Origin of the sequence: Aliivibrio finisterrensis (genome assembly GCF_008933155.1) — a bacterium.
Lineage (GTDB): Bacteria > Pseudomonadota > Gammaproteobacteria > Enterobacterales > Vibrionaceae > Aliivibrio > Aliivibrio finisterrensis.
Genome location: NZ_WBVP01000022.1, coordinates 35,102 through 47,473, shown reverse-complemented (window position 1 = coordinate 47,473; position 12,372 = coordinate 35,102). Strand labels below are relative to the sequence as shown.

Annotated in this window: 9 protein-coding genes; all 9 read left to right on the top strand. The window is 42.7% G+C overall.

Features of this window, described 5'->3' with window-relative positions; all coding sequences use genetic code 11:
* The coding region (locus F8B77_RS15500; protein ID WP_456294023.1) for an EF-Tu C-terminal domain-related protein at nucleotides 1-151 on the top strand (151 nt) is incomplete at its 5' end.
* Between the two features lie 216 nt (nucleotides 152-367).
* A complete protein-coding gene (secE, locus tag F8B77_RS15490; protein WP_130043786.1) occupies nucleotides 368-745 on the top strand; it encodes a preprotein translocase subunit SecE in 378 nt (125 codons plus the stop codon).
* A gap of 12 nt (nucleotides 746-757) precedes the next feature.
* Nucleotides 758-1,303, top strand: a complete 546-nt coding sequence (nusG, locus tag F8B77_RS15485; protein WP_130043787.1) for a transcription termination/antitermination protein NusG — start codon at nucleotides 758-760, stop codon at nucleotides 1,301-1,303.
* Nucleotides 1,304-1,421: 118 nt separating this feature from the next.
* On the top strand, nucleotides 1,422-1,850 hold the full coding sequence (gene rplK / locus F8B77_RS15480; protein ID WP_130043788.1) for a 50S ribosomal protein L11: 429 nt from the start codon (nucleotides 1,422-1,424) through the stop codon (nucleotides 1,848-1,850).
* Between the two features lie 4 nt (nucleotides 1,851-1,854).
* Nucleotides 1,855-2,559, top strand: coding sequence for a 50S ribosomal protein L1 (gene rplA / locus F8B77_RS15475; protein WP_130049333.1), 705 nt, complete (start codon nucleotides 1,855-1,857; stop codon nucleotides 2,557-2,559).
* 244 nt (nucleotides 2,560-2,803) lie between these two features.
* Nucleotides 2,804-3,298 carry a 50S ribosomal protein L10 gene (gene rplJ / locus F8B77_RS15470; RefSeq protein ID WP_130049332.1) on the top strand — a complete coding sequence of 165 codons (495 nt, stop codon included), beginning with the start codon at nucleotides 2,804-2,806 and terminating at the stop codon, nucleotides 3,296-3,298.
* 55 nt (nucleotides 3,299-3,353) lie between these two features.
* A complete protein-coding gene (gene rplL, locus F8B77_RS15465) occupies nucleotides 3,354-3,722 on the top strand; it encodes a 50S ribosomal protein L7/L12 (RefSeq protein ID WP_151656396.1) in 369 nt (122 codons plus the stop codon).
* Between the two features lie 232 nt (nucleotides 3,723-3,954).
* On the top strand, nucleotides 3,955-7,983 hold the full coding sequence (rpoB, locus tag F8B77_RS15460; RefSeq protein ID WP_151656394.1) for a DNA-directed RNA polymerase subunit beta: 4,029 nt from the start codon (nucleotides 3,955-3,957) through the stop codon (nucleotides 7,981-7,983).
* A 71-nt stretch (nucleotides 7,984-8,054) separates the two neighbouring features.
* Nucleotides 8,055-12,260, top strand: a complete 4,206-nt coding sequence (rpoC, locus tag F8B77_RS15455; RefSeq protein ID WP_151656392.1) for a DNA-directed RNA polymerase subunit beta' — start codon at nucleotides 8,055-8,057, stop codon at nucleotides 12,258-12,260.
* The last annotated feature ends 112 nt before the right edge of the window (nucleotides 12,261-12,372 follow it).

Genomic DNA, 12,372 nt, shown 5'->3' with positions numbered 1-12,372 from the left:
AGAAGGTGTTGAAATGGTAATGCCTGGTGACAACGTTCAAATGACGGTTGAGCTAATTGCTCCAATCGCAATGGACGAAGGTTTACGCTTCGCAATCCGTGAAGGTGGCCGTACAGTTGGTGCTGGTGTTGTTGCTAAAATCTTTGCTTAAGATTTGACTAAATACTAGTAAAAAGGGCATCATTTGATGCCCTTTTTCTGCGTTGTATTGTGTGTTGTTTTGCATTTTTAGAAAATACACAGTACAGCGCAGATGAATCAACGAAATTGTTGGTTTATGGAATGAAGATACTAGGCTATATTAAGTCTGGTTAACAATTTCTATCAAGTGATAGAAGTAAATTATGGTTATGTCACAGGTTGGTTTATGAAAACAAATACTGAGACAACAGAAACTTCAGGCGCAGCTGATACAGTAAAATGGTTACTTGTTTTAGTTCTATTATCTGCTGCTGTTGTTGGTAATTACTTACTAGCTGATTTATCTGTTGTTATTCGAGCTGCCGGTGTGGTTGCATTAATTGCTGCTGCTGGTGGTATTGCTGCTTTCACAGCAAAAGGTCAAACTGCAATTGCATTTGCTCGTGAATCAAGAATGGAAGTTAGAAAGGTTATTTGGCCTACACGCCAAGAAACAACACAAACAACTTTCATTGTTCTAGCTGTATGTATCGTAATGGCTCTGATTTTATGGGGTATTGATGGTATTATGGTCAGACTAATTGGCTTAATCACAGGTGTTTGAGGATAAGTGATCATGAGTGAAGCTCCAAAGAAACGTTGGTATGTAGTTCAAGCCTTTTCAGGTTTTGAAGGTCGTGTATCTCAATCGCTACGCGAACATATTAAAATGCATAACATGGAAGAGTTATTTGGTGAAGTACTAGTACCAACTGAAGAAGTGGTAGAAATGCGTGCTGGCCAACGTCGTAAAAGCGAACGTAAATTTTTCCCTGGTTACGTTTTAGTGCAAATGATCATGAATGATGAATCATGGCACTTAGTACGTAGTATTCCACGTGTAATGGGGTTCATTGGTGGTACTTCGGATCGCCCTGCGCCAATTACAGACAAAGAAGCTGATGCCATCTTAAATCGTCTTGAGCAAGCGAGCGAAGCTCCTCGTCCTAAGACATTATTTGAAGCTGGTGAAGTGGTACGTGTTACGGAAGGCCCATTTGCTGACTTTAATGGTACTGTTGAAGAAGTAGACTACGAGAAGAGTCGAATCAAAGTTTCTGTTTCTATTTTTGGTCGTGCAACTCCTGTTGAACTTGAGTTTAGCCAAGTAGAAAAAAACTGATCGAAAAATCAGCAAAGCTATTGTAAAGCGCGCGAATTATTACTATAATCTCGCGCGTTTTTGTTAACGGGGAGCTAATCCAGTTGGATGGCGTTTGAACCCAAAATTAGGAAATATTATGGCTAAGAAAGTTGAAGCTTATATCAAACTGCAAGTTGCAGCAGGTATGGCGAACCCAAGTCCACCAGTTGGTCCTGCTCTAGGTCAACACGGTGTGAACATCATGGAATTCTGTAAAGCGTTTAACGCAAGAACAGAATCTGTTGAGAAAGGTCTACCGATCCCAGTTGTTATCTCTGTATACAACGACCGTTCTTTCACATTTGTAACTAAGACTCCACCAGCAGCAGTTCTTCTTAAGAAAGCTGCAGGCGTTAAGTCTGGTTCAGGTCGTCCAAACACTGAGAAAGTTGGTACTGTTACTGACGCTCAGTTACAAGAGATCGCAGAAACTAAAGCTGCGGACATGACTGGTGCTGACATTGAAGCTATGAAGCGTTCAATTGCTGGTACTGCTCGTTCAATGGGTCTAGTGGTAGAGGGTTAATAGAATGGCTAAACTTACTAAGCGTATGCGTAATATCCGCGAAAAAGTGGAAGTTACTAAAGACTACGAAATCAATGAAGCTGTTGCTCTTCTAAAAGAACTAGCTACTGCTAAATTCAATGAAAGCGTTGACGTTGCTGTTAACCTTGGCATTGATGCACGTAAATCAGACCAAAACGTACGTGGTGCAACTGTACTACCTCACGGTACTGGTCGTGACATCCGTGTTGCTGTGTTTACTCAAGGTGCAAACGCAGAAGCAGCTAAAGAAGCTGGCGCTGATCTAGTAGGCATGGAAGATCTTGCTGAGCTAGTTAAGAAAGGCGAAATGAACTTTGACGTTGTTGTTGCTTCTCCTGATGCAATGCGCGTTGTTGGTCAACTAGGTACTATCCTAGGTCCTCGCGGTCTTATGCCAAACCCTAAAGTTGGTACTGTAACTCCTAACGTTGCTGAAGCAGTTAAAAATGCTAAAGCTGGTCAGGTTCGTTACCGTAACGACAAAAACGGCATCATCCATACTACTATCGGTAAAGTGGATTTTGATGCTGCTCAACTTAAAGAGAACCTAGAAGCTCTTTTAGTTGCACTTAAGAAAGCAAAACCAACTTCAGCGAAAGGTACTTTCCTGAAGAAGGTAAGCATCTCAACTACAATGGGTGCTGGTGTATCTCTAGATCAAGCGACTTTAGATACTGCTACAAACTAATTTGCAAAAGTGTAGAATTAATGTATAATTCTGCGCTTATCAAATTTATGGTTGGGGCTGTTTAATTTTATATTAAATAGTCTCCGTCCAAGACCGTAGGTGCTCGCAAGAGCTTAATAAAGCCTGCGTAGACGGTGCCCGAACTAAAAGCTAGTTTTTTAAATTGGTTTTCTGGGAATGCATCGTAATTACTCTCCTACAATTTTGTAGTGAGTGGTGTAATCACAACCAGAGGTTAATCCAAATGGCTTTAAATCTTCAAGACAAAAAAGCAATTGTTGCTGAAGTCAACGAAGCAGCCAGTGGTGCACTTTCTGCAGTTGTAGCTGATTCTCGTGGCGTTGCTGTTGGCGCGATGACTTCTCTACGTAAACAAGCGCGTGAAGCGGGTGTTTACATGAGAGTTGTTCGTAACACTTTAGCACGTCGTGCAGTAGAAGGTACTCAGTACGAGTGTCTACAAGACACATTTACTGGTCCATCTCTACTTGCATTCTCTAATGAGCACCCAGGTGCTGCAGCACGTCTTTTTAAAGACTTTGCTAAAGAGAATAAAGACTTCGAGATCAAAGCTGCTGCATTTGAAGGCGTAGTTACTGATGCTGATGTACTAGCGACACTACCAACTTACGACGAAGCTATCGCACGCCTAATGATGTGCATGAAAGAAGCTTCTGCTGCTAAATTGGTACGTACTATCGCTGCTGTTCGTGATCAAAAAGAAGAAGCTGCGGCATAAGCCCTGCTTTATTTGATTACAAAATAAATTATTGTTGACTTAAAAGAGAATTGTTATGTCTATTACTAACGAGCAAATCCTAGACGCAGTTGCAGAAATGTCTGTAATGCAAGTTGTTGAGCTTATCGAAGCTATGGAAGAAAAATTTGGTGTTTCTGCTGCTGCTGCAGTAGTTGCAGGTGGCGCAGCTGCGGGCGACGCTGCTGAAGAGCAAACTGAATTTGACGTTATCCTAACTTCTGCTGGCGCAAACAAAGTACAAGTTATCAAAGCTGTACGTGGCGCAACTGGCCTAGGTCTTAAAGAAGCTAAAGGTCTTGTAGACTCAGCTCCAGCACCTCTAAAAGAAGGCGTTGACAAAGCTGAAGCTGAAGCTCTTAAAGCTCAGTTAGAAGAAGCTGGTGCTTCTGTTGAAATCAAGTAATTATTACTTAGTTTCATAGCCTAACGGCTAATGGCTGGTGGTTTATTAACCACCGGCCTTTTTGCGCTGTAGGGTGTAGGGTAATTTCACACTGTTTAAAGTCCCTATATCCGAGCAAAAAACATAATTTCAATCAGAGATTATGTCCTACAGAAAACAGTGTTATTAGTCACTGTCCCAACCTTTCGAAGGCGGACGGTTCGGGTCACTTATCAGCGAGCTGAGGAACCCCATGGTTTACTCTTATACAGAGAAAAAGCGCATCCGTAAGGATTTTGGTAAGCGTCCACAAGTGTTGGACATACCATACTTGCTATCGATCCAGCTTGATTCTTTTACTAAGTTTATCGAGCAAGATCCTGAAGGGCAATACGGTCTTGAGGCTGCTTTCCGTTCTGTTTTTCCAATTCAGAGCTATAATGGCAACTCTAAGCTAGAATACGTTAGCTACAATCTCCGTGAACCAGAGTTTGACGTAAAAGAATGTCAAATTCGCGGTGTTACATATTCTGCACCACTACGTGTGAAATTACGTCTAGTTGTGTACGATAAAGACGCACCTGCAGGCACGGTAAAAGACATTAAAGAACAAGAAGTCTACATGGGCGAAATTCCGCTTATGACAGACAATGGTACTTTTGTAATCAATGGTACTGAAAGGGTTATCGTATCCCAGCTGCACCGCAGCCCAGGTGTCTTCTTCGACAGCGATAAGGGTAAAACCCATTCATCTGGTAAAGTTCTTTATAACGCACGTGTAATTCCTTACCGTGGTTCATGGTTAGATTTCGAATTTGATCCTAAGGATAACTTATTCGTACGTATCGACCGTCGTCGTAAATTACCAGCAACGATCATCTTACGTGCACTTCGCAAGACAACTGAAGAAATCTTAGATCTATTCTTCGATAAAGTTGTATTTGAAGTGAAAGATCAAACGCTAATGATGGAATTACTTCCTGAGCGTTTACGTGGTGAGACTGCAACATTTGATATTGAGTCGGACGGCAAAGTTTATGTTGAAGCCGGTCGTCGTATTACTGCGCGTCATATTCGTCAATTGACGAAAGACGAAGTAAATTATATCGAAGTACCAGTAGATTATATCGTAGGTAAAGTGGCTTCTCACGATTATGTGAATGAAGACACTGGTGAGATCATTGTTGCCGCTAACCAAGAGTTTAGCTTAGAAGATCTTGCTAATTTATCTCAAGCTGGCCATAAAAAGATCGAAGTATTATTTACGAATGATCTTGATCATGGTGCATATATTTCTGACACATTACGTGCAGATTCAACGGTTGACCGTTTATCGGCTCTTGTTGAAATCTACAGAATGATGCGCCCTGGCGAGCCACCAACAAAAGAAGCTGCTGAAGCATTATTTGAAAGCCTATTCTTCTCTGAAGATCGCTATGACCTATCGACTGTTGGTCGTATGAAGTTTAATAGCTCAATTGGCCGTGATAATGACGAAGGCGTTGGCATTCTTGATGAGACAGATATCATCGAGGTTATGCGTAAACTGATCGATATTCGTAACGGTAAAGGCGAGGTTGATGATATCGATCACCTTGGTAACCGTCGTATTCGTTCTGTTGGCGAAATGGCAGAAAACCAATTCCGTGTTGGTCTAGTTCGTGTAGAACGTGCTGTTCGTGAGCGTTTAAGTCTTGGTGACCTTGATGCAATTATGCCTCAAGATCTTATCAATGCTAAACCGATTTCAGCTGCAGTTAAAGAATTCTTTGGCTCTTCACAGCTATCTCAGTTTATGGACCAAAACAACCCATTGTCAGAAGTTACGCATAAGCGTCGTATTTCTGCTTTAGGTCCTGGCGGTCTAACTCGTGAGCGTGCTGGTTTCGAAGTTCGTGATGTACACGCGACTCACTACGGTCGCCTATGTCCAATCGAAACACCTGAAGGTCCAAACATCGGTCTAATTAACTCATTGTCAGCATTTGCACAATGTAACGAGTATGGTTTCCTAGAAACTCCATACCGTCGTGTTGTTGATGGTGTTGTTACTGAAGATGTTGATTACCTATCTGCTATCGAGGAAGGTACTTTTGTTATTGCACAGGCGAACGCCGTGTTAACAGAAGAAGGTACTTTTGCTGATGAATTAATCATCGCTCGTCAGAAAGGTGAATCTGGACTGCACCCACGTGAACACATCCAATATATGGATGTCGCGACAAACCAAGTTGTATCTGTAGCTGCATCGCTTATCCCGTTCCTAGAACACGATGATGCGAACCGTGCCCTAATGGGTGCGAACATGCAACGTCAAGCGGTTCCTACACTAAGAGCTGATAAGCCTTTAGTTGGTACTGGTATTGAACGTAATGTAGCTGTTGACTCAGGTGTAACTGCTGTTGCTAAACGTGGCGGTATGGTTCAGTCAGTAGATGCTTCTCGTATCGTTATTAAAGTGAACGAAGAAGAATTAGTACCTGGCGAAGCTGGTATCGATATCTACAACTTAACTAAATACACTCGTTCTAACCAAAATACGTGTATCAACCAACGTCCTACAGTACTTCCTGGTGAACCTGTAACTCGTGGTGATGTACTTGCTGATGGTCCTTCAACGGATCTTGGTGAGCTTGCACTTGGTCAGAACATGCGTATCGCGTTCATGCCTTGGAATGGTTATAACTTCGAGGATTCAATCCTTGTATCTGAGCGTGTAGTTCAGGAAGACCGTTTCACGACAATCCATATTCAAGAACTATCTTGTGTGGCTCGTGATACTAAACTTGGTTCAGAAGAGATCACTGCAGATATCCCTAACGTAGGTGAAGCTGCACTGTCTAAACTTGATGAATCAGGTATTGTTTACATTGGTGCTGAAGTTAAGGGTGGTGACATCCTAGTTGGTAAAGTAACGCCTAAAGGTGAAACTCAACTGACTCCTGAGGAGAAGCTACTACGAGCTATCTTCGGTGAAAAAGCATCTGATGTTAAAGATTCTTCTCTACGTGTACCAAACTCTGTTTCAGGTACTATCATTGATGTACAAGTATTTACTCGTGATGGTGTTGAAAAAGACAAACGTGCTCTAGAAATCGAACAAATGCAGCTTAAAGAAGCTAAGAAAGACATCACTGAAGAGTTCCAGATTCTTGAAGGTGGCTTATTAGCACGTGTTCGCACACTTCTACTTGCTGCAGGTACTTCTGAAGTTAAGCTTGATGCGATGGATCGTAAGCAGTGGTTAGAAATCACTCTTGATGATGAATCACAACAAAATCAACTTGAGCAGCTTGCTGAGCAATATGATGAGCTTAAAGCAGAGTTCGATAAGAAATTCGAAACTAAACGTCGTAAGATCACTCAAGGTGATGATCTTGCACCGGGCGTACTGAAAATCGTTAAAGTTTACCTAGCGGTAAAACGTCGTATTCAGCCTGGTGATAAGATGGCGGGTCGTCATGGTAACAAGGGTGTAATCTCTAAGATCAACCCTGTTGAAGACATGCCTTATGATGAAAAAGGTCAGCCAGTAGATATCGTACTGAACCCACTGGGTGTACCTTCTCGTATGAACATCGGTCAAATCCTTGAAGTTCATATGGGTCTTGCTGCGAAAGGCGTTGGTGATAAGATCAACCAAATGCTTAAAGAGCAACAAGAACTACATAAGTTCCGTAACTTCTTACAAAAAGTATACGATCTTGGTGAAACTCGCCAAGAAGTAGACATCGCTGCATTGTCTGATGACGAAGTTCGTACATTAATTAAGAACTTACGCGGTGGTTTACCAATCGCAACACCAATCTTTGATGGTGCTCCAGAAGCATCAATTAAAGAGCTATTAAAACTTGTTGATCTGCCTGAATCTGGCCAGTTGAAACTGTTTGATGGTCGTACTGGTGATGCGTTTGAGCGTCCTGTAACTGTTGGTTACATGTACATGCTAAAACTAAACCACTTAGTTGATGACAAGATGCACGCACGTTCTACCGGCTCTTACAGCCTTGTAACTCAGCAACCACTTGGTGGTAAAGCTCAGTTTGGTGGTCAGCGTTTCGGTGAGATGGAAGTATGGGCACTTGAAGCATATGGTGCCGCTTATACTCTACAAGAAATGCTAACCGTTAAGTCGGATGACGTGAACGGTCGTACTAAGATGTATAAGAACATCGTAGATGGCGATCATCGTATGGAACCAGGTATGCCAGAATCATTCAACGTATTGTTGAAAGAGATCCGCTCACTTGGTATCAATATCGAGTTAGAAGACGAAGAATAATCTCATTGAGATTGTCCGGTAGAATATAAGGCGCTCGCCGAGCGCCTTTTTTCTCCTTACAGGAGCCGAATGTGAAAGACTTATTAAAGTTTCTGAAAGCACAACATAAGACTGAAGAATTTGATGCAATCAAAATCGGTCTTGCTTCACCTGACCAAATTCGTTCATGGTCTTTTGGTGAAGTTAAAAAGCCAGAAACAATCAACTATCGTACCTTTAAGCCAGAACGTGACGGTCTTTTCTGTGCACGTATCTTTGGCCCAGTTAAAGACTACGAATGCTTATGTGGTAAATACAAACGCCTTAAGCACCGTGGTGTTATCTGTGAAAAATGTGGCGTAGAAGTAACGCAAACTAAAGTTCGTCGTGACCGTATGGGCCACATCGAATTAGCGTCTCCAGTTGCGCACATCTGGTTCCTGAAGTCACTGCCGTCTCGTATTGGTTTGTTAATGGACATTCCGCTACGTGATATTGAGCGTGTACTTTACTTTGAATCATATGTGGTTACTGAGCCAGGTATGACTGATCTAGAGCGCAGCCAACTTCTTTCAGAAGAAGAGTACCTTGATAAGCTAGAAGAATTCGGTGACGAATTCATCGCTAAGATGGGTGCTGAAGCAATTAAAGATTTACTTGCTTCTATGGATATGCACGCTGAGATTGAAAATATGCGTGAAGAGTTAGAAACTACTAACTCTGAAACAAAACGTAAAAAATTGACTAAGCGTCTGAAACTAGTAGAAGCGTTTGTTCAATCTGGTAACAACCCAGAATGGATGATCCTTACTGTACTACCAGTTCTTCCGCCAGATCTTCGTCCTCTAGTTCCACTAGATGGCGGTCGTTTTGCTACGTCTGATCTAAATGACTTATACCGTCGTGTGATTAACCGTAACAACCGTTTGAAGCGTCTTTTAGACCTAGCTGCACCAGACATCATCGTACGTAATGAAAAACGTATGCTGCAAGAGTCTGTTGATGCGCTGCTTGATAACGGTCGTCGTGGTCGTGCGATCACAGGTTCTAATAAGCGTCCTCTGAAATCTCTTGCTGATATGATCAAGGGTAAGCAAGGTCGTTTCCGTCAGAACTTGCTTGGTAAACGTGTAGACTACTCTGGTCGTTCTGTAATTACAGTAGGTCCAACACTTCGTCTACATCAGTGTGGTCTTCCTAAGAAGATGGCACTTGAACTATTTAAACCATTTATCTATAGCAAATTAGAAGGCCGTGGTCTTGCTACGACAATTAAAGCTGCTAAGAAAATGGTAGAGCGTGAAGAAGCGATCGTTTGGGATATCCTAGATGACGTAATTCGTGAACACCCAGTATTGCTTAACCGTGCACCAACACTTCACCGTCTTGGTATTCAAGCGTTTGAACCAGTACTAATCGAAGGTAAAGCGATTCAGCTTCACCCACTAGTGTGTGCGGCATATAACGCCGACTTCGATGGTGACCAGATGGCGGTACACGTACCTCTAACTCTGGAAGCTCAATTAGAAGCACGTACCCTTATGATGTCGACAAACAACATTCTGTCGCCAGCATCAGGTGACCCAATCATCGTACCTTCTCAGGACGTTGTATTAGGTCTGTACTACATGACACGTGAAAAAATTAACGCGAAAGGCGAAGGCATGTACCTTGAAGGTTTTGCTGAAGCTGAAAAAGCATACCGTACAGGTGTTGCTGAGCTACATGCTCGCGTTAAAGTTCGTATCACTGAAGTTATTCGTGATGAGAACGGTATTGAGACTCGTGAAACTAAACTGGTTGATACGACTGTTGGTCGTGCAATGCTATGGCAGATCGTTCCAGAAGGTCTTCCTTACAGCATCATTAACCAGAAGTTAGGTAAGAAGCAAATCTCTAACCTACTAAACGAAGCGTACCGTACTCTTGGCCTTAAAGACACAGTAGTGTTTGCTGACCAAATCATGTATACAGGTTTTGCATACGCAGCATTATCAGGTGCGTCTGTTGGTATCGATGATATGGTTATTCCTGATGCTAAGTACACGAAAGTTGCTGATGCAGAAGAAGAAGTTAAGCAAATTCAAGAACAGTACCAATCTGGTCTTGTAACTGCGGGCGAACGTTACAACAAAGTTATCGATATCTGGGCAGCAACAAACGAACAAGTTGCTAAAGAGATGATGGATAACCTGTCTTCAGAAACAGTGCTTAACCGCGATGGTGAAGAAGAGCAACAAGAATCGTTTAACAGCGTTTACATGATGGCCGACTCCGGTGCTCGTGGTTCTGCAGCTCAGATTCGTCAGCTAGCAGGTATGCGTGGTCTGATGGCTAAACCAGATGGTTCAATCATCGAAACACCGATCACGGCGAACTTCCGTGAAGGTCTAAACGTAAACCAATACTTCATCTCAACGCACGGTGCGCGTAAAGGTCTTGCCGATACAGCACTTAAAACAGCGAACTCAGGTTACCTGACTCGTCGTTTAGTAGACGTTGCTCAAGATGTAGTTGTTCACTTAGATGACTGTGGTACATACGAAGGTGTGACCATGATCCCTCTAATTGAAGGCGGTGATGTTAAAGAACCTCTACACGAGCGTGTTCTAGGTCGTGTGGTTGCTGAAGATGTATTGAAACCTGGTACAGATGAGATCCTTCTTCCACGTAACACGCTTCTTGATGAGAAGCAGTGTCAAATCGTTGAAGATAACTCAGTTGACCAAATTAAAGTACGTTCAGTAGTAAGCTGTGAAGCTGACTTCGGTTGTTGTGCAAACTGTTACGGTCGTGACTTGGCTCGTGGCCATATGGTAAACCAAGGTGAGGCAGTAGGTGTTATTGCTGCTCAATCAATCGGTGAACCAGGTACACAGCTAACGATGCGTACGTTCCACATCGGTGGTGCGGCATCTACGGCAGCAGCAGACAACAGCATTCAAGTTAAAACGACTGGTTCGATTAAACTTCATAATGCTAAGCACGTAACGAATGGCGAAGGTAACTTAGTTATTACTTCTCGTGCTTCTGAATTAACCGTTATTGATGAGCATGGCCGTACGAAAGAGAGCTATAAGCTTTCTTACGGTACTATTCTTTCTAAGAAAGATGGCGATGCGGTGGTTCAAGGCGATAAGATCGCTTCTTGGGACCCGCATACAATGCCAATCATCACAGAAGTACAAGGTCAGGTTCAATTCGTGGACATGATTGATGGTGTTACGATCACAACTCAAACTGATGAGTTAACTGGTCTATCTTCAATTGTAATCCTTGATGCGGCTGAACGAGCTTCTGCTGGTAAAGACATGCGTCCAACAGTGAAACTTGTTGATGCGAATGGTCGTGATATCATGATCCCTGGCACTGAAATGCCAGCACAATACTTCCTACCTGGTAAGGCGATTGTTAACCTTGCAGATGGCGGTAACGTAGGTATCGGTGAAACACTAGCTCGTATTCCTCAAGCGTCAAGTGGTACTAAAGATATTACCGGTGGTCTTCCACGCGTTGCGGACTTATTTGAAGCTCGTAAACCTAAAGAGCCAGCAATTCTTGCTGAGCACGCAGGTATTGTTGCGTTTGGTAAAGAAACTAAAGGTAAAGTACGCTTATTGATCACTCGTGACGATAACGGCGAAGTTTATGAAGAAATGATTCATAAGCACCGTCAACTTAACATCTTTGATGGTGATAAAGTTGAACGTGGTGACGTTATCTCTGATGGTCCAGAAACTCCACATGATATCCTACGTTTACGTGGTATCCATGCAGTTACTGAATACATCACTAACGAAGTTCAAGAAGTTTACCGCTTACAAGGCGTTAAGATTAATGATAAGCACATTGAAACTATCGTTCGTCAAATGCTACGTAAGTGTACGATTACACATTCTGGTGACTCTACTTTCCTTGAAGGTGAGCAACTAGAATTCGCTAACGTAACGATTGCAAACCGTCTGCTTGAAGCAGAAGGCAAACAACCAGCACGTTTCGGTCGTGATCTACTAGGTATTACTAAAGCGTCTCTTGCTACTGAGTCGTTCATCTCTGCTGCATCGTTCCAAGAAACGACGCGCGTACTTACTGAAGCTGCGGTTTCTGGTAAGCGTGATGAACTACGTGGTCTGAAAGAAAACGTAATCGTTGGTCGTCTAATTCCAGCGGGTACAGGTTTCGCATACCACCAAGAACGTCAAAAGCAAAAAACAGCAGAGCAAGCAGCTCCATCTGCTGAGCAAGCGACGGACAACTTAGCAGCTCTATTAAATGCAGGTTTCTCTTCTGAAGAGTAATTGATTTAATAAGCGCAAATAAAAAACCCTGCAGAGATGCAGGGTTTTTTTTGGTTCATTATAACTTCCCGGGGAAAGTTGCTTTTATCTTCATAAGAAATAGTTCATATCT